This is a genomic window from Micromonospora globosa (genome assembly GCF_000717585.1).
In the GTDB taxonomy this organism is placed as follows: domain Bacteria; phylum Actinomycetota; class Actinomycetes; order Mycobacteriales; family Micromonosporaceae; genus Micromonospora; species Micromonospora aurantiaca.
This window is the reverse complement of sequence record NZ_JNZR01000002.1, coordinates 392,764-413,978: the sequence shown is the minus strand read 5'-3', so window position 1 is coordinate 413,978 and position 21,215 is coordinate 392,764. Positions and strand designations below refer to the sequence as shown.

General features: G+C 74.6%; 22 protein-coding genes and 1 pseudogene. 11 read left to right on the top strand and 12 right to left on the bottom strand.

Going from position 1 to position 21,215, the window contains the following annotated elements; translation table 11 throughout:
- Positions 1-30 precede the first annotated feature (30 nt).
- Both IF06_RS0104315 and IF06_RS0104310 read left to right on the top strand, forming a co-directional pair.
- Positions 31-978, top strand: coding sequence for a serine/threonine-protein kinase (locus IF06_RS0104315; RefSeq protein ID WP_013477030.1), 948 nt, complete (start codon positions 31-33; stop codon positions 976-978).
- A gap of 80 nt (positions 979-1,058) precedes the next feature.
- On the top strand, positions 1,059-1,487 hold the full coding sequence (locus tag IF06_RS0104310; protein WP_013285994.1) for an OsmC family protein: 429 nt from the start codon (positions 1,059-1,061) through the stop codon (positions 1,485-1,487).
- A gap of 4 nt (positions 1,488-1,491) precedes the next feature.
- Here IF06_RS0104310 and IF06_RS0104305 read toward each other — a convergent pair whose 3' ends face one another.
- The gene (locus IF06_RS0104305) at positions 1,492-2,430 is read right to left on the bottom strand and encodes an endonuclease/exonuclease/phosphatase family protein (RefSeq protein WP_225319668.1); all 939 of its coding nucleotides are present in this window, start codon (positions 2,428-2,430) and stop codon (positions 1,492-1,494) included.
- A 364-nt stretch (positions 2,431-2,794) separates the two neighbouring features.
- On the opposite strand from IF06_RS0104305, the gene IF06_RS0104300 reads away from it, so the two are divergent.
- Positions 2,795-3,625, top strand: a complete 831-nt coding sequence (locus IF06_RS0104300; RefSeq protein WP_030269137.1) for a hypothetical protein — start codon at positions 2,795-2,797, stop codon at positions 3,623-3,625.
- A gap of 11 nt (positions 3,626-3,636) precedes the next feature.
- On the opposite strand, the gene IF06_RS0104295 is transcribed toward IF06_RS0104300, so the two are convergent.
- The 5 genes from IF06_RS0104295 to IF06_RS0104275 all read right to left on the bottom strand — a co-directional run bounded on the left by IF06_RS0104295 (position 3,637) and on the right by IF06_RS0104275 (position 7,986).
- Positions 3,637-4,122 carry an ATPase gene (locus IF06_RS0104295; RefSeq protein WP_030269135.1) on the bottom strand — a complete coding sequence of 162 codons (486 nt, stop codon included), beginning with the start codon at positions 4,120-4,122 and terminating at the stop codon, positions 3,637-3,639.
- Positions 4,123-4,240: 118 nt separating this feature from the next.
- Positions 4,241-4,687 (bottom strand): response regulator, encoded by a 447-nt coding sequence (locus IF06_RS0104290; protein WP_013285990.1) that lies wholly within the window; start codon positions 4,685-4,687, stop codon positions 4,241-4,243.
- A gap of 71 nt (positions 4,688-4,758) precedes the next feature.
- Positions 4,759-5,106: an STAS domain-containing protein gene (locus IF06_RS0104285; RefSeq protein WP_013285989.1), complete on the bottom strand. Its 348-nt coding sequence runs from the start codon at positions 5,104-5,106 to the stop codon at positions 4,759-4,761.
- A gap of 76 nt (positions 5,107-5,182) precedes the next feature.
- Entirely contained in the window at positions 5,183-6,229 is a 1,047-nt protein-coding gene (locus tag IF06_RS0104280; RefSeq protein WP_013477034.1) for a cobalamin B12-binding domain-containing protein, read from the bottom strand.
- On the bottom strand, positions 6,226-7,986 hold the full coding sequence (locus tag IF06_RS0104275) for a PP2C family protein-serine/threonine phosphatase (protein ID WP_030269133.1): 1,761 nt from the start codon (positions 7,984-7,986) through the stop codon (positions 6,226-6,228). Before IF06_RS0104275 ends, IF06_RS0104280 begins: the two co-directional genes overlap by 4 nt.
- 253 nt (positions 7,987-8,239) lie before the next feature.
- On the opposite strand from IF06_RS0104275, the gene IF06_RS0104270 reads away from it, so the two are divergent.
- Both IF06_RS0104270 and IF06_RS0104265 read left to right on the top strand, forming a co-directional pair.
- The gene (locus IF06_RS0104270; RefSeq protein WP_013285986.1) at positions 8,240-8,584 is read left to right on the top strand and encodes an STAS domain-containing protein; all 345 of its coding nucleotides are present in this window, start codon (positions 8,240-8,242) and stop codon (positions 8,582-8,584) included.
- A gap of 43 nt (positions 8,585-8,627) precedes the next feature.
- A complete protein-coding gene (locus IF06_RS0104265) occupies positions 8,628-8,975 on the top strand; it encodes an STAS domain-containing protein (protein WP_232236616.1) in 348 nt (115 codons plus the stop codon).
- 93 nt (positions 8,976-9,068) lie between these two features.
- Here IF06_RS0104265 and IF06_RS0104260 read toward each other — a convergent pair whose 3' ends face one another.
- Positions 9,069-9,383, bottom strand: coding sequence for a hypothetical protein (locus IF06_RS0104260; protein WP_013285984.1), 315 nt, complete (start codon positions 9,381-9,383; stop codon positions 9,069-9,071).
- 183 nt (positions 9,384-9,566) lie between these two features.
- On the opposite strand from IF06_RS0104260, the gene IF06_RS0104255 reads away from it, so the two are divergent.
- The 3 genes from IF06_RS0104255 to IF06_RS0104245 are packed head-to-tail and all read left to right on the top strand — an operon-like array spanning position 9,567 to position 12,553.
- Positions 9,567-10,538, top strand: a complete 972-nt coding sequence (locus IF06_RS0104255) for a DUF2267 domain-containing protein (RefSeq protein ID WP_013285983.1) — start codon at positions 9,567-9,569, stop codon at positions 10,536-10,538.
- Positions 10,539-10,564: 26 nt separating this feature from the next.
- Positions 10,565-11,398 carry a spermidine synthase gene (locus IF06_RS0104250; protein ID WP_013285982.1) on the top strand — a complete coding sequence of 278 codons (834 nt, stop codon included), beginning with the start codon at positions 10,565-10,567 and terminating at the stop codon, positions 11,396-11,398.
- Positions 11,399-11,437: 39 nt separating this feature from the next.
- On the top strand, positions 11,438-12,553 hold the full coding sequence (locus IF06_RS0104245) for an AI-2E family transporter (protein WP_013285981.1): 1,116 nt from the start codon (positions 11,438-11,440) through the stop codon (positions 12,551-12,553).
- Between the two features lie 27 nt (positions 12,554-12,580).
- Here IF06_RS0104245 and IF06_RS0104240 read toward each other — a convergent pair whose 3' ends face one another.
- A complete protein-coding gene (locus tag IF06_RS0104240; RefSeq protein WP_013477041.1) occupies positions 12,581-13,879 on the bottom strand; it encodes an NAD(P)/FAD-dependent oxidoreductase in 1,299 nt (432 codons plus the stop codon).
- A 100-nt stretch (positions 13,880-13,979) separates the two neighbouring features.
- On the opposite strand from IF06_RS0104240, the gene IF06_RS0104235 reads away from it, so the two are divergent.
- Positions 13,980-15,425 carry a M20/M25/M40 family metallo-hydrolase gene (locus IF06_RS0104235; RefSeq protein WP_030269128.1) on the top strand — a complete coding sequence of 482 codons (1,446 nt, stop codon included), beginning with the start codon at positions 13,980-13,982 and terminating at the stop codon, positions 15,423-15,425.
- Between the two features lie 32 nt (positions 15,426-15,457).
- On the opposite strand, the gene IF06_RS0104230 is transcribed toward IF06_RS0104235, so the two are convergent.
- Positions 15,458-15,985 carry a GNAT family N-acetyltransferase gene (locus tag IF06_RS0104230; RefSeq protein ID WP_230651805.1) on the bottom strand — a complete coding sequence of 176 codons (528 nt, stop codon included), beginning with the start codon at positions 15,983-15,985 and terminating at the stop codon, positions 15,458-15,460.
- A gap of 1,106 nt (positions 15,986-17,091) precedes the next feature.
- Here IF06_RS0104230 and IF06_RS0104225 point away from each other — a divergent pair.
- Positions 17,092-17,727 (top strand): C39 family peptidase, encoded by a 636-nt coding sequence (locus IF06_RS0104225; protein WP_052166125.1) that lies wholly within the window; start codon positions 17,092-17,094, stop codon positions 17,725-17,727.
- Positions 17,728-17,898: 171 nt separating this feature from the next.
- Positions 17,899-19,671 carry a glycosyltransferase family 2 protein gene (locus tag IF06_RS0104220; protein WP_030269122.1) on the top strand — a complete coding sequence of 591 codons (1,773 nt, stop codon included), beginning with the start codon at positions 17,899-17,901 and terminating at the stop codon, positions 19,669-19,671.
- On the opposite strand, the pseudogene IF06_RS34200 reads toward IF06_RS0104220, so the two are convergent.
- The 3 genes and pseudogenes from IF06_RS34200 to IF06_RS0104210 form a co-directional block, all read right to left on the bottom strand.
- Positions 19,597-19,767: pseudogene (locus tag IF06_RS34200) on the bottom strand (DUF6510 family protein); the annotation flags it as partial. The gene IF06_RS0104220 and the pseudogene IF06_RS34200 overlap by 75 nt on opposite strands.
- 46 nt (positions 19,768-19,813) lie before the next feature.
- On the bottom strand, positions 19,814-20,533 hold the full coding sequence (locus IF06_RS0104215; protein ID WP_176739820.1) for a ferredoxin reductase: 720 nt from the start codon (positions 20,531-20,533) through the stop codon (positions 19,814-19,816).
- Between the two features lie 40 nt (positions 20,534-20,573).
- Positions 20,574-21,173 carry a sulfite oxidase-like oxidoreductase gene (locus IF06_RS0104210; protein WP_013285974.1) on the bottom strand — a complete coding sequence of 200 codons (600 nt, stop codon included), beginning with the start codon at positions 21,171-21,173 and terminating at the stop codon, positions 20,574-20,576.
- Positions 21,174-21,215 lie beyond the last annotated feature (42 nt).

Here is a 21,215-nt window from a genome sequence, read left to right as displayed (position 1 = left end):
GGAGGGCACCGGACGAGGCGAGGAGTGGCGATGAGGACGCTGGGCGGGCGGTACGAGCTCGAACAGCGAGCCGGCCTGGGTGGCATGTCGGAGGTGTGGCGCGCGCACGACCGCGTGCTGGACCGGACCGTCGCGGTGAAGCTCATCTCGCCCGCACTGGACGGCGACGCCGGATCGGTGGACCGGATCCGGGCCGAGGCACGCTCGGCGGCGCGGCTGGTGCACCCGAACGTCGCCAGCGTGCACGACTTCGGCACCGCGACACTGCCGGACGGACGCCCGGTGCCGTACATCGTGATGGAGCTGGCCGAGGGCGAGACGCTCGCCGCGCACCTGCGCAACGGGCCGCTGGACTGGCGCATCGCGGTACGGGTCTGCGCCGAGGTGTGCGCCGCGCTCGCCGCCGCGCACGCGCACGACATCGTGCACCGGGACGTCAAGCCCGCGAACGTGATCCTCACCCCGTGCGGGGTGAAGGTGCTCGACTTCGGCATCGCCACTCCGGCCGGCGCACCGGACCACACTCCGGACGGCGTCGTCGTGGGCACCCCGGCGTACCTGGCGCCGGAGCAGCTCGACCGCCGGCCGGCCACCCCGGCCGCCGACATGTACGCGCTGGGCGTGCTGCTGTACTACTGCCTCACCGGTGAACTGCCGTACGAGGCCGGCACCACCACCCAGCTGCTCGGGTCGCGCCGCCGCCGGCCGCCCCGCCCGCTGCCCGAGGTTCCCGGCCTGCCGGGCGAGGTGGCCGAGCTCGTCCGCCGCTGCCTCGACGCCGACCCGTGCGCCCGGCCGACCAGCCCGATGGCCGCGCTGCTGCTGGCCGAGGCCGTGGACGCCCGGGTCTACGTGCCGATGACCGCGATGCTGCCCCGGCAGCGCGCGCCGCAGGTGTCGCCGTGGACCAGCCGGGCCGCCGCCGAGGCCACCGAGGCGATGGCCGTCGACGCCGCGCCCGGCGGCCGGATCGGCTGAGCGCTCCTACTGCCTGCTCGGGCGCGGTTTCGCCGGTCGGGGTCCGGGAACGCGGTCCGGTGAGTGACGGGAGGAACGCGATGCCGGATCCGAGTTCCTGGCTGGCCGAGACGGCCACGGCGACCGCGGCGGGCGGTCACGTACGCACCGACGACGGCGGGCTCTCCTCCGCCCTGGCGTCCCCGCTGGCGCCGCACTGCACCGGCCTGACGCCGGAACAGCTCCTGGCCGCGGCGTTCGCCTCCTGCCTGCACCACGCGGCGGTGGAGGCGGCCGGGGAGATCACCGACGAGGCGCACACCGTGCAGGTGACCGCCGAGGCGAAGCTGGGCCGCGACGACGACGGCCGCTACCGGGCCGACGTGCACGCCGAGATCTCCTCGGCGGGACTGACCCGGGACCAGCTGGCCGACCTGGTCGCGTACGCCGATCGGCTCTGGCCCTTCTCCAGCGGAGATCCGAGCCGGCACCGCCTCACCGTGACCCCGGCGGAGAACGGCCGGCACTGAGAGGTCACCAGCGGAAGCCGGCGGTGACCGCGCGGTGGTCGCTGTCCGGGGTGTGCAGCACCCCGGCGGCGGTCGGCGTCAGTCCCCGGTAGAGGACGTGGTCCGGGCGGGTGACCGGCAGCCCGGCCGGCCAGGTGAACCCGAATCCCTGCCCGGCCTCGGCCTGCGCGTCGCCGAGCAGCCGGGTCAGCGGGTCGAAGACCCGGTCGGTGGTGGCGGTGTTCAGGTCGCCGAGCACCACCAGCCGGTCGGCCGGGTCGGCACGCACGGCGTCGGCGAGCGCGGCGACGGTCTGGTCCCGGGTGGCGGTGTGCCCGGCCCGCGCGGAGCCGAGGTGGACCACGTACACGGCCAGGTCGCCCTGAGGCGCGGCGACCACGGCCCGCAGCGCGCGGTCCCAGCCCAGCCCGGTGTCGACGCCGTGCGCCTCGCGGATCGGCCACCGGCTCCACAGCGCGACAGTCGACACCACCGCCCGGTGCGGGTAGCGCTCGGCCAGCACGGACGCCACCCGGTCGCCGTCGGCGACCTCCTGGAGCCCGATCAGGTCCGGGGCGTCGCCGGTGAGCGCGCCGACGGTGGCGGCCGGGTCGGGGTTGCCCACGCGCAGGTTCTGGCTGACCACGCGGACCGCGGCGCCGTCCGCGCCGGCGGCCGGGGGCAGCCACGCGCGGCCGTAGAGCCCGGCCCAGACCAGGGCCGGCAGCAGCACCGCCAGCAGCGCCGGCCGGGATCGGCGCAGCAGCGCCGCGAGCGCGAGCAGCGGCACGGCGATTCCGAGCAGCGGGGTGACGCTGTCCACCAGGCTGCCCAGGCCGTGGACGTTCGGCACCAGCCGGTGCCCGGCCAGCAGCAGCGTGAGCAGCACGGCGCAGACGATGACGACGGCGCCGCGCCGGCTGCGGGGGCCGGGCGGGCGCTCGTCGACCATCCGCTGCGTCACCGTCGGAATCGTATCGAGCGCCCGGGTCGCCGCGCGGCGGCGTCGCCATGATCCACGGTCTCCGCACCGTGAGCCGCCGGATCGCGAGGAGTCGATCCCGGCGGGTCGGCGGACCGCCGCCGGGCGAGAGACGGCCGACCAGGGCACCCTCGGCCGAACGGTGGAGCCGGGCGTCGGCCGCCGCCGGGTCGGCTCGGCGTCCGTTTCGCACCACCGAAACCGACATAGGCATTCTTCCGGGTACGCGCGGTTGGCGGTTTTCATGATCCGCCACCCCTGATGTCGTCCGCGAATCCGGCAGATTGTGGCGCATGCCACCAATCACCCCGATGGCAAAGAGCCGGAAGCTTTCTAGCCTCGGCGGGTGCACCCCGACGACCCCGATCATCAGCCGTTGCCCGCCAACCGCCCGGTTCGCCGAACGATTGACCCGGCATCAGCCGAACGGAGGGTGGGGCGTCACCGCGCCCCGGAACCGCCACGACGCGGCCCGGCCCGGTCCGTGCCCGGCCGGATCGCGGTGGCCACCGGCGTCACCTGCTGCCTCGGCCTGATCGGCGTGGCGGGCGTCGGCGAGACCGGCCCGGCGCACCTGGAGGTACGCGAGGCGGTCGCCGACCGGGCCGCCGCCGACCAGCGCGCCTCCCGCGACTTCACCCGGGTCGCGCCACCGGCCGCCGCGGCCCTGCCGCCGCCGGCTCCCACGCCCGGCGCCACGGCGACGAAGAAGCCGCCGCGCAAGCCCGTGCTGCCCGCGCGTCCCCGTCCGGTCGCCGGCCTGGACCAACGGCAGATGGACAACGCCAAGGCCATCGTCGACGTGGGGCGGGAGATGAAGATGCCCCGCCGGGCACTGGTCGTCGCAGTCGCCACCGCCATGCAGGAGAGCAACCTCTACAACCTGGCCAGCGACGTGGTGCCGCAGTCCTTCGACCACCCGCACCAGGGCAGCGGCTCCGACCACGACTCGGTCGGGCTGTTCCAGCAGCGGCCCAGCAGCGGCTGGGGCACCGTCGCCCAGCTCATGCGGCCGGCGTACGCGGCCCGGGCCTTCTACGCCGCGCTGCGCGAGGTGCCGGGCTGGGAGGACATGAGCGTCACCGCCGCCGCCCAGGCGGTGCAGGTGTCCGCCTACCCCGACGCGTACGCCCGGCACGAGAAGCGCGCCACGACCGTGGTGTCGGCGCTGGTCTGACCCGGCGCCGGTCAGGCGGAGCTGCGCCCGGCGCCACCTGGCCGTACGCTCGCCGCGGCGGTGGGGGTGTCCACCGCCACCCGCTCGCCCCGCGCCCCGGCCAGGATCTCGTCGACCCGGGACTCCCGGCGGCGGCGCGCCAGCAGGGCCGCCTCGAACTCGCGGCGCGCCCGCACGGCCTCGGCGTACGCCTCCTCCCGCAACCGGCGGGCCTCCTCACGTGCGGCCTCCAGCTCGGCGCGGGCCTGCGCCAGCAGCTCGGCGGCCTCCCGTTCGGCGACGGACGGGTGGGGCGCGGCCGTCTCGACCGGCGCGGTACGGCGATGCAGGAAGTCGCACAGGTGCACGGCGTCCAACCGGATCTGGTCCCACTCCCGGCCGGCCCCGGCGGCGCCCTCCGCTCGCGCCGCCAGCCGACCCAGCCGCAGGCTCAGCTCGTCCAGACAGGCGTCGACCTGCCGCCTGTCGTAGCCGGTCTCCACCACCGAGAACCTCATGCGTCGCCCCCCAGGCAGCCGGTGCGCGTCCCCACCTGCCGATCCTGCGGTCCCCGCGCTCCCGGGCGCGGCCGTTCCCACAAAATGTTCAGGATGCGGAGGCCCGGACTTCCCGCCCCTACGGGTGCTTCGGGAGCACGACCACCCGTCCGAAGAACTCGTCGATCCGGCGTACCACGTCGTTGAAGTCGTCCAGGTCGATCGGCTTCGTCACATACGCGTTGGCCTGGAGCGTGTAGCTGCTGACCACGTCGGTGTCGGCGTTGGAGGTGGTGAGCACGACGATCGGGATGGTCCGCAGGCTCTCGTCACCCTTGACCTCGCCGAGCACCTGCCGCCCGTCCATCCGGGGCATGTTCAGGTCGAGCAGGATCACGTCGGGGCGCTGCGCCTCGGTGTGCCGGCCCTCGCGGCGGAGGAACTCCATCGCCTCCTGGCCGTCGGCGACCACGTCGATGACCTTGTCGACGTCGGAGTCGGCCAGCGCCTCCTCGATCATCAGGACGTCACCCGGGTCGTCGTCCACCACCAGGATGCGAACGGGGCTGGGGCTGGTCTGACCCATCGGTTTACCTGCTTCGTGGTGAGGAGGGCGTCCGGCCGCACGGCCGGCTGCTGGCGGGGAAATGTACCGGATCAGGAGGCGGCCGGCGCGGTCGGGTCGGCGGTGTCGAGGCCGCGGTGGAGCACCTCGGCCAGCCCGGTCACCTGGAGCACCCGGGCCACCCGGCCGGTCGCCCCGGTGAGCCGCAGCCAGCCGCCGTCGGCGGCGACGATGTTGTCCCCCCGGACGAAGGCCGCGATGCCGGTGGAGTCGCAGAACGTCAGTTCGGTGAGGTCGAGCAGCAACTCGCGGTGCCCCTCCGCCACCACCCGGTCGATCGCCGAGCTCAGCTCTCCGGCCGTGCCGAGGTCGAGCTCGCCGGCCAGCCGGAGGCAGACGCCGCCCCCGTCCCGCTGGGCGTACGTGACGGTGAACGTCACAGTGGCCCCTCTCGCTCCCACCGCAGGCGAACCCTTGCAGTGGTGCAAGTATATGCGACGGCCGGCCCGGCGCCCGTCAGCGGCCCGCCGCCGACAACCCGCCCACCAGGGCCCTCCCCCGGTCGAGGAAGGCAGCCGCGCGCGGGAAGTCGCGCAGCTGCTGTCCATAGTGCTCCAGCGTCAGCCCGACCGCGCCCGCCGGCACCCCGCGGCTGACCAGGATCTCCACCAGCCACTCGACGAACCCGGTGAACAGCGTCGCGTCGTCCACGTAGAGCGCGGCGGCCAGGAAGTCCACGATGTAGCCGAGGTCGCTGATCGTGGAGTCGAGCTGCGCCGGGGTGTAGCCGGCCGTCGACGGCACCCGCTCGCGCAGGTCGGCCAGGGCGCTGTCGATCAGCTCGCCGCGCCGTTTGACCAGGCTGACGTACTCGTCGTCGGCCAGGTGGTCCAACCGCGCGGGCGGCGTCTCGCGCAGCGCCCGCTCGTCGGCCACCAGGTCCGCCGCGGCCGGCGCGTCGGGCGCCCACGGCACACCGAGCACGCGGGCCCAGCGGCCGTCGTCGCCGAAGCCCCGGCCACCGACCACCACCGGCACGTCGGAGCGGCGGCACGCCTCCACCATCCGGTGGGCGTGCGGCAGCCGCATCGGCAGCGCGCAGGCCAGCGCCACCGCCTCCGCGTCGTAACGGTGCAGGTAGGACACCAGGTGCGCGGCCGGGACGCTGGCGCCGAGGAAGACGACCTGCCAGCCGCGCAGCCGCAGCACCTCGGCCACCAGCCGGGCCGGCAGCGCGTGCCACTCACCGTCCATGCAGGCCATCACGATCCGCCCGCGGGTCGGGCGGGGATCGGCGTACGCGGCCACAGCGGCCACCACCCGCTCGCTGATGTGGGTGGCGGCGTGCTCCTGGGCGACGCTCCACTCGTTGCGGGCCCAGCGTTCGCCCACCTCGGCCTGGGCCGGGGCGACCAGATCCAGCAGCACCCGCTCGGCCGGCACGCCCGCCTCCAGCAGCCCGCGGGCCACCGACACGGCGGCGGACTCGTCGGCGTCGGCCAGGCACTCCAGATAGCGGGGGAAGGCGTGGCCCGGGTCGGCCTCGACGGTCGGCACGGTCACGCGAACAGCTCCCTCGTTCGTTCGGTCACGGCCGGATCCGGCACCGCGTGCAGGTGCCGCGGCGCCCGCCCGGCCGGGCCGGTGGCCCGCAGCGCCAGCACGGCGATGTCGTCGTGGTCGCCGTGCGCGAGCCAGTCGCAGGTCACCTGCTCGACCCGCTCGGCGAGCGCCGGCGCGGGCATCCGGTGGCAGCCGGTCACCGCGTTGAGCAGCCGCTCGGCGCCGAACTGCTCGTCACCGCGCCGGCCGCCGCGCGCCTCGGTCACCCCGTCGCTGTAGAACAGGCAGGTCTCCCCCGGCGCCAGGTGCACCGTCACCTCGCCGATGCGGGGATCGGGCACCACACCGATCAGCATGCCGCGCAACGGCACCACCTCGACCTCGCCGGACTCCCGCAGCACCAGCGGCGGCAGGTGCCCGCCGCCGGCCAGGGTCAGCGTCAGGCCGCCGTCGCGGTGCGGCCGGGCCACGCCGAGCACCATGGTGGCGAACCGGCCCTGCCCGTGCGCCTGCGTGGTCTCCAGCAGCGCGTCGTTCAGCAGCTTCAGCAGCCGTCCCGGCTGGGTCTCGACCCGGTGCAACGCCTGGAGGCACTGGCGCAGCTGACCGGTGAACACGGCCGCCTCCACGCCCTTGCCCGACACGTCGCCGAGGAAGAAGACCGAGCCGCCGTCGGCGAGCCGGTGCGAGCCGTAGAAGTCACCGCCGATGCGCAGACCGGCCTGCGCCGGCCGGTACGCGGTGCCCCACTGCACCCCCGTCGCCGAGGCCGGCTCGACCGGCAGCAGGCTGGCCTGCAACGTGTCGGCGACCTCGGCCTGGTCGCGGTAGAGCGTGGCGGTGGTCAGCGCCGCGCCGGCGCGGGCCGCGAACGCGCGGACCAGGTCCACGTCGGCCTCGTCGTACCAGCGGTCGGCGCGCCGGGCCACCAGCAGGGCCCCGGCCGGCGCCTCCCGGCCGGGCAGCGGCACCACCCGGGCGGTGGCGCCGGAGGTGTCCAGGCCGGGCAGCCAGCCCGCCTCGGCGGCCTGCTCGACCAGCCAGTCCAGCTCGTGCGGCTCGGCGCCGGCCAGGCCGGCCTCGATGGCCACGGGGAGCGCCGTGGCGGGCAGCACCCCGCTGTCCACCACCGGCGGCCGGTCGTCCGCGCGTACCGCCCGCCACCAGCGGGCGCGGCCGGAGCGGGGGGCGAGGACGAGGACCGCCACGTCGGCCGCCGTGGGAACGGCCAGGCGCACCACGGCGGCGGCGGCCCGGTCCGGGTGCAGCGGGTTGCCGAGCTTCTCGCCGACCACGGCGAGGAACGCCGAGCGGGCCCGCTCGGCGAGCAGCGCGTCGGCCCGGCTGACGCTCTCGGTGACGTCGTCGACGTACCAGCAGCGCCGTCGGTGGGACAACGCGACCGGGCGTACGCGCAGCCGCCGCCCGTGGTGGGTGAACTCGGCCGGGCCGTCGCCGCGCAGCGGGACCGGGCCGGCCGCGGCCAGCAGCTCGCCGGGCGTCACCTCGGGGATCAGCCGCTCCGCGACCGGGCTCACGTGCTGGACGACACCGTCGGCGTCGCAGACGACCAGGCCCTCACGGAAGTGCTCGACCACCTCGGACCAGTTGGGAACGGTAAGGTCGTGGTCGGCTGCCAGCGGCGGCAGGGCGGACGGCACCGGCGCGGCGGCGGACCACGCCGGAGCCCGTGCGGCGCTCGGCGTGGAGATCCGTCCGTCGCCCGGGTCGGCACCCCTGACGTCGGCAGCAGTCACCAGCTGAGCCCCACTCTCCTCGTCGACACCCGGGGGCGCCGGACCCGGCGCCTGTGGTCACGTATCACCGCCCACCCTACGCCGGTATGCCGGGACCGCCACCCCACGGCGCTGCGGCCCGCTCGCGCATCCAGCGAGGTGATGGCGCTGTTGTTACGATCCTGTCAATACCGGCCCGACCGGCAACCCCGCGGAAAGGCGTGACGTGGTTCCTCAACGGAGAAGGCCCGAGGCGAGCCCGCTGAGCATCTCCGTGGATCGATCGAACCCGGCCGTCCCGGTGGTCGTCGTCGGCGGCGACCTGGCGTACGCCACGGCGGGCCCGCTGCGCGCCGAGATCGACCGGCTGCTCACCGCGCGTCCGACGACGCTGGTGTTCGACTTCGGCGGCCTTCAGTTCATGGACAGCACCGGCCTGTCCGTGATCGTGCACGCCTGGCGGGAGGGCCAGCACGCAGGCACCGCCATCGAGCTGCGGTCGGTCCCGCGCTTCCTGGAGACCATCCTCGACCTGACCGGCGTCACCGGTCTGCTCGACCGCTCGCCGGTCGACGACGCGCCGGGCCTCGCCGCGCCGGGTTCGACAGCGTCCGCGTGACCCCGGGGGTTTCCCGGCCGTGCCCGGCTGGGAACATGGGAACGTGCCCTCCCAGATGTTGACCATCGAGGTGGACCGGCTCGACGCCGGTTCCGCCCGGGTGCGGCTGGCCGGGGAACTGGACTTCGACACCGCGCCGGAACTCGTCGACGCCGTGGCCGACCTGCGCCGCGACGGTCACCAGGAGCTGGAACTCGACTTCGCCGGGGTGGACCTCTGCGACTCCTCGGGCCTGAGCGCGCTCGTGGTGATCCACCGGGCCGGCACCGGGGCGATCCGCCTGCTGAACCTGAACCCGCAGATCAGGCACCTGCTGGACCGCACCGGCCTGGCCGAGTTGCTGGCCGCCCCGCCGCAGGAGCTGACCGGCGGCGCCCGCGAGGCGGGCTGACCCGGCCGGCGCCGCCCGCGAGACGGGCGGACGCCCCGCGGACAGGGGTGGCCCCCGACCCTGGGACCAGGGGCCGGGGGCCGGGAGGATGGCTCAGACGGCGGGCGCGGCCTGCCGGTGCGGTGCTTCGTCGCGCGACTGGCCCGCGACTGGAGGCTCGACGTCCTCCGGCGCGCCGGAATCGGGCGTCTGGAACAGATAACGGACGAAGTCCCCGCTCATGTCGTCGTCGTCCGCTCCGGGCCACTGCCCGACGCAGTCGACGCCGACCACCTCGCGTCCACTGCCGTCGTGGTGCTCCAGCAGCGCCCAGAGGGTCACCGGGTAGGAACGGGTGTCGTCCGGGCCGATCCGCCAACGGGCGTACCAGCCGGGACGGGCGGGGACGATCTCCACGATCCGTTTCATGTCGACCTGCCCTTCCGCGTGCGTCGGAAGTTGTCCGGTCCGTCCGAGCCTGCCGCCCGCCGGGGTGAGCGCTCCTCACCCGCAGCGAATGAAGCGTCCGCCGGGCGGTCCGCCGTTACCTTCCCGGCAGCGCCGGGAACGCGGTCGGCGCAAGCGCAACCGACCCAGGAACGAGGTGCGACGATGCGCAAGCAGATGGAGGGCGACAACCAGCGCCGCCGGGCCCTGGCCCGCGAGGCCCGCGAGCGAGGGCTGCGGCCGAGCCAGACCGGCGCCAGCCTCAGCGCGTCCAAGCAGGTCACCTCGCTGGACCAGCACGACCGGTCCGGCCCGCCGCCGGCCGGACGGCACAAACCGGACACGACCCGGGGTGGCCCCGCGCCGCCGCCGGCCGCGGTCGCGGAGCGGCCGCGGCCGCTCCCGGACCCGACACCGTCACCCGGGGTCTCGATGGGCTACCGGGATCTCGTCGACGACGTGAGCCGGCGTGCGGGGGTGGACTTCTCCGCGGCCAAGGTCGCGGCGGAGGCCACCGTGCTGGCCCTGGCCCGGGCGCTGGACGAGACGGAACGGGAGCGGCTGCTGGAGGCGGTGCCGCTGACCCTGCACGACGTGGTGCCGGTGCACGGCATGGAACGCCGCCGCGACCTGCCCGGCTTCCTGGCCGAGGTCGGCCGGTACAGCCGCCTCACCCCGGAGCAGGCGCGGTACCAGGCAGAGGCGACGCTCGCCGCGCTCGCCGAGGCCGACGCGGATCTGGTCGAGTCGCTGCGCGTACCCGACGAGTTGCGTGACCTGCTCGGGCCGGCCGACTTCGGCGGCGGCCTGGTGGGCGCGTCCTCGGCCACCGCGCCGCTGACCGAGGCGGAGCTGCGCGACGCGCTCGCGACGCTGCCCTACTGGTCCAGTGACAGGCGCTCGCTCGTGCGCACGATCGAGCTCCCCGGCGGCAACCTGGACCGGGTGCTCGACCGGCTGGACCGGCTCAAGTCCGACGTCGGACGCTCGCCGCAGATCGGGCGTCCCGACCCGGACAACGCCGTGCTGACGGTCCGGACCCAGCAGGTCGACGGTGTGACGGCGGCGGACGTGGACCTCGCGCACCGGGTGGACGCGGCAGTCGACGAGGCCGGCGCCGGGATGGCGGCCGGCTGACCCGGCGGCGGAACGGCCCCGGTCCCATGCGGGCCGGGGCCGCCCGTGGCCGCGCGGTACCGTGTCCCGCCGTGGATCACGACGACACCGAGACCCTGGAGATCGTGGTGGACCCGGCCCGCCCGTCCGGGCGCACGCTGCTGGCCGACGGGGTCGAGCAGTCGTACGTGGACGTGGCCGACGCCCGGTACCTGCACTTCGAGTACGTGCGGCGGATCGCCGCCGCGATCGACCTGGCCGCCCCGCGCGGCGCGGCGCTGACCGCGCTGCACCTCGGCGGCGGCGCGCTCACGCTGCCGCGCTGGCTCGCGAGCACCCGGCCCGGTTCGGCGCAGCGGGTGATCGAGCGCGATCCGGGCGTGGTCGAGCTGGTCCGGCGGAAACTGCCACGGCTGCCGCCGGAGGTGGTGGTGGCGCTCGGCGACGCCCGGAAGGCGGTCGCCGAGGAGCCGTCCGGGACGTACGACGTGGTGGTGGCCGACGTGTACCGGGCGGCCCGGATGCCGCCGCAGGTGGCGGCGGTCGAGTTCGCGGCGCAGGTGGCCCGGGTGCTGCGCCCGGACGGCCTCTACCTGATCAACCTCACCGACCTGCCGCCGCTGGCGCACACCCGGTCACAGGTGGCGACGCTGCGGGCGGTGTTCGCCGACGTCTGCCTGGTCGCCGACCGGCGGATGCTGCGCGGACGCCGGTACGGCAACGTGGTGCTCGCCGCCACGCCCACGGCGGGCCGGATCCCGGTGATCCGGCTCGCCACCCGCGTCGCCGCCGACCCGGTGCCCGGAACGGTGCTGCACGGCGCGACGCTCGACGCGTTCGCCGCGGGTGCCCACCCGGTCACCGACGCCGACCTGGGCTGAGCCGGGTTTCCGTACCCCCAGCACGGGTAGCCGCGCCGGATGAGCGCCGCCGACGATCGGTCCATCGCGCGCCGGACGCTGATCGTGATCGGTCTGGTCCTCGCCACCGGGGTCGGGCTCGCGCTGGTCTGGGCCACCCGGCGGGTGCTGGTGTGGGGACTGGTGGCGGTGTTCTTCGCGGTCGCCCTCAAACCGCTCGTGGACCGTCTCGAACGTCGGGTACGCCGCCGCGCGCTCGCCACGCTGCTGGTGTTCCTGGCCGCGTTCGCGCTGTTCGCCGCCGTCGGCGCGCTGATCGTGGTGCCGCTGGTGGACGAGGTGGGCCGCTTCGCCGACCGGGCGCCGGACATCGTGCGCGAGGCGCAGGCCGGGCAGGGGCCGCTCGGGCGGCTGCTGGACCGCTTCCACCTGCTCCGCTACGCCGAACCCGGCCAGCTGCGCCGGTACGGCGCCCGGCTCGGCGACCCGACGGTAGGGGTGGTCCGCAGCGTGGCCCAGGCGGTCGCCGCGCTGGTCACCGTGGTGGTGCTGGCGTACCTGATGGTCCTGGAGGCGCCGAAGATCGTGGCCGCCACGCTGCGGCTCACCGGCGACGGCGCGGCGGCGCGGCTGCGGCGCATCGGGCGTGACTCGTCCCGGATCGTCACCGGCTACCTGAGCGGCAACCTGCTGATCAGCCTGATCTGCGGCGGTCTGACGTTCGTCGTACTGTTCCTGCTCGGTGTGCCGTTCGCCGCGGTGATCGCGCTGGCGGTCGCCGTGTTCGACCTGATCCCGCTCGTCGGCGCCACTCTCGGCGCGCTCGCCGCGGCCGGCGCGGCGTTCCTGCACTCCCCCACCGCCGGCCTCGTCGTGCTGGTCTTCTTCGTGGTCTACCAGCAGGTGGAGAACCATCTGCTGCAACCGGTCATCATGGGCCGCGCGGTCCGGTTGAACCCGTTGACGGTGCTGGTCAGCGTCCTGCTGTCGGTCGAGCTGGCCGGGCTGGTGGGGGCGCTGCTGGCGATCCCGGCCGCCGGCATCGTCCAGGTGCTGCTGCGCGAGTTCGCGCCCGCCGGGCGGGAGGCGCTGCCGCAGCCCGCCGACGGCGAACCGGCCGACCCAGGTGCGGCCGGTAGCGCCGGAGCACCGGAACGGCCGCCGGCCGGCGGGTGAGAGCCGGCCGGCGGGTGCGTGCGGCGATCAGTGGCGGCGGGCCAGCTCCGGTGACTCGCTCTCCAGCGGCACCGCGTTCGCGGGGACCAGGCCGAGCTGCACGGCGGGCCGGGGCAGCGTCGCGTCCAGCGCCCAGTCCGCCGCGACCCGGGGCCGGTTACCGGGCATGGCCAGCAGGTGGTAGCCGCGGGTGACGGCCTTGGCCGGCAGCCCTGCGAGCGGCACCTTCAGCGGGTTCGCCGCCGCGTCCTTGCCGCCCAGGTCCACCACCCAGCCCAGGTCGTGGTGCTTGTACGACTTGCGCACGCCCTGACCGTACGAGGCGGCGATGTTGTGCGCCGCCAGCTTGCCCTGCCGCTGGGCGTGCTGCGCGGTCATGGCGCACACCTGCCCAGGGCGGGTCGGGTCGGGCACGGCGGCGGCGTCGCCGCAGGCGAACACCTCGGGGTAGCCGGGAACGTTGAGGAACTCGTCGACCACCAGCCGGCCCTTCTCGGTGCGCAGGCCCAGTTCGGCCACGAACGGGTCGGGGCGTACACCCACGCACCAGACGAGGCTGCACGTCGGGACGTACTCGCCGTCGGTGAGCATCACCCCGTCCGGGGTGGCTTCGGCGACCGAGGTGCCCATCCGCACGTCCACGCCGCGTTTGCGCAGCACCCGGTCGGCGGTGACCGACATCCGCCGGTCCAGTTCGGGCAGCACCCGGGGCGCCACGTCCAGCAGCATCCAGCGCGGCCGGACCTTCAGGTGCGGACGCTGGGCCATCAGCCGGTCGGTGAACAGCTGCCCGTGCGCGGCCACCTCGGTGCCGGTGTAGCCGGCGCCGACCACCACGAACGTGGTGCGGGCCCGCTGCTCGGCCGGGTCCTGGGTCAGCTCGGCCAGCTCGACCTGCCGGACCACGTGGTCGTGCAGGAACAGCGCCTCGGGCAGGCCGCGGAAGCCGTGGGCGTACTCGGTCACGCCGGGGATCGGCAGCAGCTTGTTGACGCTGCCCACGCTGAGCACGAGCCGGTCGTACGCGAGCTGCCCGTGGTCGCCCTCGACGGAGCGGTAGCCGACCCACCGGTTCTGCAGGTCGACCCGGTCGGCCTCGCCGATCACCACGCGGACGCCGTCGAGCGTGCCGGCGAGCGGCACCGCGATCCGGGTCGGCTCCACCACACCTGCCGCCACCTCGGGCAGCAGCGGCAGGTAGAGGAAGTAGTCGGTCGTGTTCAGCAGGACGATCTCGGCCCGGTCGCGGGCCAGTCGGCGCAACGTCTTGGCCGCGTGGTACCCGGCGAACCCGGCCCCCACGATCACCACCCGTGGTTTCGTCATGCCTGCTGCCGTTCCCGGGCAGACCTGCGACAAACGTGCCCGTGATCCATCCATCAGCGGCTATATGGACATTCCTCGTGATCGGCGCGAGGATGCCGGGATGGGAAACCACGAGACCGCCGAGGGTCGGCCCACGAGGTCCAGCCGGCGTACCTTCCTCACCGCCTCCGCCGCGGCCACCGCCGCCGCCGTCGCCACCCCGCTCACCGCCGCCCCGGCCGCCGCCGCGACCGGCGCTCCCCCGGGCCCGGGCCGTCCGGCCCGGCCGCAGCGGCCCGGCCGCGAGCTGGCCGCGCTGCTGCGCGAGATCGACGGCCGCCGGATCGAGGCCGTCGTGCGCCGGCTCGCCGCGTTCGGCACCCGCCACACCCTGTCCAGCCAGACCGATCCGGTACGCGGCATCGGCGCCGCCCGCGACTGGATCCACGCCCAGCTCTCCGGGTACGCGGCCGCGTCCGGCGGCCGGATGACTGTCGAACTCCAGTCGTACGTCCAGCAGCCCGCCTCCCGCATCCCCGTCCCGACGACCATCACCAACGTGGTGGCGACCCTGCGCGGCGACGTCACGCCCGAGCGGGTGTACGTCATCACCGGCCACTACGACTCCCGGGCGACCGACGTGATGGACGCGGTCAGCGACGCACCAGGCGCGGACGACGACGCCTCCGGCGTGGCGGTGGTGATGGAGCTGGCCCGGGTGCTGTCCACCCGCCGCACCGAGGCCACCATCGTGCTCGCCGCCGTCGCAGCCGAGGAGCAGGGACTGTACGGCTCGGCGTACCTCGCCTCGCAGTTGAAGGCGGCCGGCGCCGATGTCCAGGCCATGTTCAGCAACGACATCGTCGGGTCCAGCACCGCCGACGACGGCACGCGCGACCCGCGTACCGTGCGGTTGTTCGCCGAGGGCGTGCCGACCGCCGAGACCCCGGCCGAGGCGAGCGTGCGGCAGTCCGTCGGCGGCGAGAACGACTCGCCGTCGCGGCAGCTCGCCCGGTTCGTCACCGACGTGGCCGGGAACTCCGCCACCGGCATGGACGTGCGCGTCATCTACCGGCGGGACCGCTACCTGCGCGGCAGCGACCACATCTCGTTCCTGCGCGAGGGCTGGCCGGCCGGCCGGTTCACCGAGCCCAACGAGGACTTCGCCCACCAGCACCAGGACGTGCGGGTCGTCGACGGGGTGCAGTACGGCGACCTGCCGGAGTTCTGCGACTTCGGCTACATCACCCGGGTGGCCCGGGTGAACGCCGCGACGCTGTGGTCACTGGCCCAGGCGCCCGGCACACCCAAGAGCGTCACCGTGGTGACCACGAACCTGACCAACGACACCACGTTGCGGTGGCAGCGCGGGCCCGAGCCGGACCTGGCCGGGTACGAGGTGGTGTGGCGGGAGACCACCGCCGACCAGTGGCAGAAGGTGCTGCCGGTCGGCGACGTCACCGAGGTGACCATCGACCTGTCCAAGGACAACGTGTTCTTCGGCGTACGGGCGGTCGACCGGGACGGGCACCGCAGCCCGGTCGCCTTCCCGAAGCCCGGCAGCTGAGGCCGGCCGGTCACCGTCCTCCGGCGCCGCACTCAGTCCGGCGCCGGGGCGGTGATCGCCCAGCGTTCGTGGTCGCGCCACGCGCCGTCGATGAACAGGTAGTCCGGGGAGAACCCCTCCAGCCGGAAGCCGAGCCGCCGCGCCAGCCGCTTCGACGGCTCGTTGCCGGGCTGGATGTTCGCCTCCAGCCGGTGCAGACCGAGCGGCCCGAACGCGTACTCGATCACCAGCCGCACCCCGGCCGAGGCGTGCCCGGTGCCCGCGTACGGGCGGAACGCCGCGTATCCGAGGTAGCCGCCGCGCAGCGCGCCCAGCACGATGCCGCTGATGTTCGCGTATCCGGCGATCTGCCCGGTGGCCCGGTCGCAGAACAGGAACCCGGCGCTGTCCCGCCCCCGGATCTTGCGCAGGTACGCCGCGTATCGCTGCGCGTCATCGGGCGCGGACAGCCACGGATGGTGCAGGTCGCGGCTGCGCCGGGCGGCGGCGACGAACTCCGCCTCGTCGGCCGGACGGGGACGGCGGATGGCGACGCGTCCGTCACTGCGCAGGTATCGCACAGCGCCACTCTCCGCCACCGCGTCCACCCCACCGCATCCGGGGGTGCACTCCCCTCCGCCACACGGCCCGCCGCGTCCGGAGTGCGCGTTTCCGCGCCGGCGCCCACTTCCGGCACGACCTCCCCGCCCCCTGTCCCGCCCCGACGTGAGGCGACCCGTCCCAGCCCGGACGTGAGGCCGCCCGCCCCGGCCCCGACGTGAGGCCGCCCGCCCCGGCCCCGACGTGCCGCCCGTCCCGGCCGGTCCACCGCCCCGGGAAGGCGGGCCGCGACGCCGCTTCCGCCTCGCCCCAGGCGGGGCCCGTAGATCCTGGTAGGAAACGGCCCTCATGGGGGCCCTTTCGTACCAAGATCTCCCCGGCTCCCATGATGTGGCCTGCCGATCTCATTGTGCGGGGAACGACGCCTTTTAGCCCCGCACGGCACCTTTTGGCTCCTGTGCGGCACAGGTGACGGACCGACGTGCCCACGCGATCTTGCACTTGGCGCCCCAGGCATGCCCGCTTTGCGAGGTTCGCCGGGCACCAAACTGCAAGATCGCGTGGGCGGGCGGGGTGGAGCTGTGACGACCGGCGTCGAGGCTGACCTCGGACGGATCCGTCCGCGCCTCGGACGGGACCATCGGCACCCGGTCGGGTGGTTCGGTCCGCGGTGTCCGGTTCGCTGCGCTGAGCCTGGCGGGGCTGTGGTCGGTGCCACCGTGGGGGTGGAATCGGTGGCGGGCGCGAGGCGTTGTACATGGCTGACGGCCCAGGCACCAGGTCGAGCGCCGGGCACCGGCCCGCCAGGGGCGCCCGGATAGGTCAGGGAATCGGCCCGGCCCGGTCGTCGTTACATCCCCGGATGGGGCACCCCGCCGTCCCCCGGAATGGCCGCCGGCCGGACGCCGTTACCTCTCCCAGGTCGTCGCCCCGGCCGAGAGCCACGGTATGACCCCGGCCCGCCGGTCGTTACATCCACCGGGCCGAACCGCGAGGCCACGCCGCCGGACAGGCCCCCTCGGGCCGTACCGCCCCGACCGGGTGAGCCACGGTCGGCGGGAATGACCCCGGTCCGCAGGTCGTTACATCCCCGAGCCGCGTAGAGCAGGCCCTCCGAGCCGCCCGCGTGCCAGCCCTCTCTCCACGGGCACCCCCAAGACTTTTCCCCCTCGCGGCATCCCCCCCCTTTGCCGCGTCATCCCCCACTTCAGGGAGGCAACCATCCAGCGTGGTGGCGGACCGCAAGGGCCACGGCGAGCGGGAACTCGACGTCCGCTACGAAGCCCAGCCCAACTTCTACTTCTGCGGCCCCGCCGCCGCCCGTAACGCGCTGAGCGTGCAGGGCAAGAACATCGACGTGCACGCCATGGCCGAGGAGATGGGCACCACCGAGGCCGGCACCAACTCCATCAACGACATCACCCCGGTGCTGAACAAGGAGACCGGTAAGGACGTCTACAAGTCCACCGAGATCCCCGTGGACAAGGCCCGCGACCGCGACAAGGTCGACAAGCTGCGCGCCGACGTGGTCAAGACCGTCGACGACGGCCGTGCCGTGGTGGCCAACATCGCCGGCACCGCCACCGACACCGACGGCAACGCCCACTCCTTCGAGGGTGGCCACTACATCAGCGTGGTCGGCTACCGCGACGGCGGCAAGGTCGTGACGATCGCCGACTCGGCCAACCCGAACCAGGCCTCCTACCGGATGGACGTCGACGAGCTCGCCCGCTGGATCGCCAGCCGCGGCTACAGCTCCTGACCGAACGACCATGACGAAGGGCCCGACCCCCGCCAAGGGGTCGGGCCCTTCGCGCGTATCCAACGGCTGCCTTCCGGTCACCTCACCGTCACGCCGGTGTCGTCACCCGGACGGCTCGCTCCACCACGCTGGGTCGCGCCGGATCGTCCGGGCGACCGTGAAGGAGCAGCTGTGGCAGCCGAGGAGGCGACGCACCGCCCACCGACCACGCCCCGCCCAGCCGCGCCGAGCCGCCCCGACGTGAGCGTGGTCGTGCCTGTCTACAACACGCTGCGCTACCTGCGGTCCTGCCTCGACTCGGTGCTGCGGCAGACGATCGGGCCGGGCCGGATGGAGATCGTGGCGGTGGACGACGGGTCCACCGACGGCAGCGGCCGCCTGCTGGACCGGTACGCCGCGAAGCACCCCGGCACGGTGCGGGTGGTCCACCAGCCCAACTCCGGTGGCCCGGCGTCGCCCTGCAACCGGGGACTGGACCTGGCCACCGGCCGGTACGTCTTCTTCCTCGGCTCGGACGACCGGCTCGGTCCGGAGGCCCTCGAGCGTCTGGTCGCCGCCGCCGACCGGTACGGCTCGGACGTGGTGCTCGGCAAGGTGGTCGGGGTCAACGGCCGGCACGTGTTCTCGGACGTGTTCGCCGACGGCAACGCGGTCGACGTGAGCCTGTTCGACTCGGCGCTGCCCTGGTCGCTGGCGAACACGAAGCTGTTCCGGCGCGACCTCGTGGACCGGCTCGGGCTGCGGTTCCCGGAGGACATGCCGGTGCTCAGCGACCAGCCGTTCACGCTCGCCGCCTGCTACCACGCCCGCCGGATCTCGGTGCTCGCCGACTACGACTACTACCACGCGGTGCGCCGGCTGGACGCCCGCAACATCACCTACCACAGCCGGGTCGAGCAGCGCCTGGTCAGCGTGGAGCGGCTGTTCGCGTACGTGGCCGACCTGATCCCCGCCGGGGAGCGCCGGGACGCGGTGTTGCGCCGTCACGCCGGGCTGGAACTGGCGAACCTCGTCGGCGACGACTTCCGGCACCTGGACCGGGTCGCGCAGGAGCGGGTGCACGCGACGGTCGCGCGGCTGGTGCGGCGGCACGTCACCGACGGTCTGCGGGACCGGCTCGACATCGAGGCCCGGCTGCGCCTGGGCGCGGTGACCGCGGGCGGAGTCGACGACCTGCTGGCGGTGATCGAGCAGGACAGCGGCCGGGGCGTGCCGGCGACGGTGTTCGCCGGTGACCGCTGGCACGCGGGCTATCCGGGTGCCCCGGCGCGGTGGACCGACGTCACCGACGTGCGCGCCGACTGGCTGGCGCGGCTGGACACCGTCGACGTGAGCTGGGTCGACGGGCACACGTTGACGGTGACGACGCGCAGTCCGTACCCCCGGTTCGCCACGGAGGCCGGGCCGGTGCGGATGCTGGCCGGTCCGGTCGTGGGCGCCACCCGGATGGACGCCGGCGATCCGACCGGGCGCACGCTCCGCACGGACTTCGCACTCGACCGGCTCCTGGCCGCAAGCTCCGCCAGCGGGCAGCGCCATCCGGTCCGCGCCGAGGTGGACGGCGGTCACGGGCGCGGCGGGGCCGCGGTGCGCGCGCCCCGGCTCGCCGCCGGGCGGCCCCGGCTGCTGCGGCACGGCGCCCGGCTGTACGGGGTGGCGGCGACAGTCGACCCGCGCAACGGTCAGCTCGTGCTCTCCGTGGTGCCGGTGACGGTGGGTCAGCTCGTCGGGCGGCTGCGCCGGCGCGGCGGGCGCGGTCCAGCCACGGCGCAGACGTCAGGGCACGGCGCGGAAGCCCTGCTCCGCCGGCATGGGCACCTGGAGGTACGTGGTGCCGCGCAGGTCCAGCCAGGCCCGCTGCGGCGCGCGGACCAGCCGCACCATCACCCCGGTGCAGGCGGGGCAGCGCCCGACCAGGCCCGGGGCGTGCGAGTAGACGTGTAGCCCGGCCATCGGGCCGGTCGTCCCGCAGGTGTCGCAGCGGCCGGTGGTGGCGCTCAGGTCGACGGCGAACAACTCACGCAACGGCCCGTCGAGCATGTTGCCGTCCACGTAGGACAGGTCGGTCATACGCCCTCCTCGGGTCTCAGCCGGTCGGGCCGAACCGTTCGGTCCGCACGCGCCGGGTCGGGTGACCCAGCCCCACCAGCAGGTCGGCCACGGTCTCCACGAATCCGGTGGGGCCGCACACGTAGCACAACGGCTCCAGGTCGGGCGGCCAGCCGTGGCTGTTCACATCGGCCAGGCCGATCCGGTGCGGCTCGCCGCGCCAGCCCTCGGGCGCGGACCTGGTGTAGACGTACGCGACGTCGAGGCCCTGGTCGTCGCGCGCGCGGCGGCGCAGCTCGTCGGCGTAGATGACGTCGTCGGGGGTGCGCACCGAGTAGACGAGCCGGAACGGCGTGCGGCTGCCCGCGGCGCGGCGCGCGCGGATCATCGCCATCAGCGGCACCACGCCGGATCCGCCGCCGACGAGCAGCACCGGCGCGGTGTCGTCGGTACGCCAGACGAACCAGCCGCCGACCGGGCCGCGTACCTCCAGCGGGTCGCCCTCGGCGTAGGTGTCGGTCAGGTACGGCGACACCTCGCCGTCGGGCACCCGCTGCACCGTCACCTCGATCCGCTCGCCGTCGGCGGGGCCGGCCAGCGAGTACGACCGGGCGGCCTGGTAGCCGTCCTCGGCGGTGAGGCGCAGGTCGACGTGCTGCCCGGGCAGGTGCCCGGGCCAGCCGGGCACGTCCAGCACCAGCGTCTGCGCGGTGGGCGTCTCGATCCGCCGCTCGACCAGCCGGGCGACCCGCCACATCAGCGGCGCGACGCGGCGGCCCTCGGCCTGGGCCGTCACCTCAGTCGCCCTGGTAGCGCTGCTCGCGCCACGGGTCGCCGTAGTCGTGGTAGCCGGCGGTCTCCCAGAAGCCGGGCCGGTCGTCGGCGAGCAGCCGGATGCCGTGCACCCACTTGGCCGACTTCCACAGGTACAGGTGCGGTACGAGCAGCCGCGCCGGTCCGCCGTGCTCGGCCGGCAACGGCCCCCCGTCGTACGTGTGCACCACCCAGGCCCGACCGCCGCGCAGGTCGTCCAGCGGCAGGTTGGTGGTGTAGCCGCCGTAAGAGTGCGCCAGCGCGTACCGGGCCTCGGTGTCGACGCCGTCGAGCAGCGTGTCCAGGGAGACGCCCTGCCAGGTGGTGCCGAGCTTGGACCAGCGGGTGACGCAGTGCAGGTCCACAGTCGGGGTGTCCTGCGGCAGGCCCATCATCTCGTCCCAGGACCAGCGGTACTCCGCGCCGGTCTCGCTGGTCAGCACGAACTCCCAGGTGTCCAGCGGCACGCGCGGCGTCGGGCCCGCGGAGAGCACCGGGAAGTCCTCGGTGAGGTACTGCCCCGGCGGCAGGTCGGGCGCGGACGTACGGGGCCGGCCCTGGAAGCCGGGCGAGACGATTCCCACCCGTCAGTCGTACCACCGCCGGTCCCGCCGGGGCAGGGGTTC

Coding starts and splice junctions, on each gene's coding strand:
- IF06_RS0104315 (WP_013477030.1), top strand. CDS start 31: ATGAGGACGCTGGGCGGGCGGTACGAGCTCGAACAGCGAGCCGGCCTG.
- IF06_RS0104310 (WP_013285994.1), top strand. CDS start 1,059: ATGCCGGATCCGAGTTCCTGGCTGGCCGAGACGGCCACGGCGACCGCG.
- IF06_RS0104295 (WP_030269135.1), bottom strand. CDS start 4,122: ATGAGGTTCTCGGTGGTGGAGACCGGCTACGACAGGCGGCAGGTCGAC.
- IF06_RS0104290 (WP_013285990.1), bottom strand. CDS start 4,687: ATGGGTCAGACCAGCCCCAGCCCCGTTCGCATCCTGGTGGTGGACGAC.
- IF06_RS0104260 (WP_013285984.1), bottom strand. CDS start 9,383: ATGAAACGGATCGTGGAGATCGTCCCCGCCCGTCCCGGCTGGTACGCC.
- IF06_RS0104255 (WP_013285983.1), top strand. CDS start 9,567: ATGCGCAAGCAGATGGAGGGCGACAACCAGCGCCGCCGGGCCCTGGCC.
- IF06_RS0104250 (WP_013285982.1), top strand. CDS start 10,565: ATGCGGGCCGGGGCCGCCCGTGGCCGCGCGGTACCGTGTCCCGCCGTG.
- IF06_RS0104245 (WP_013285981.1), top strand. CDS start 11,438: ATGAGCGCCGCCGACGATCGGTCCATCGCGCGCCGGACGCTGATCGTG.
- IF06_RS0104240 (WP_013477041.1), bottom strand. CDS start 13,879: ATGACGAAACCACGGGTGGTGATCGTGGGGGCCGGGTTCGCCGGGTAC.
- IF06_RS0104235 (WP_030269128.1), top strand. CDS start 13,980: ATGGGAAACCACGAGACCGCCGAGGGTCGGCCCACGAGGTCCAGCCGG.
- IF06_RS0104215 (WP_176739820.1), bottom strand. CDS start 20,533: ATGTGGCGGGTCGCCCGGCTGGTCGAGCGGCGGATCGAGACGCCCACC.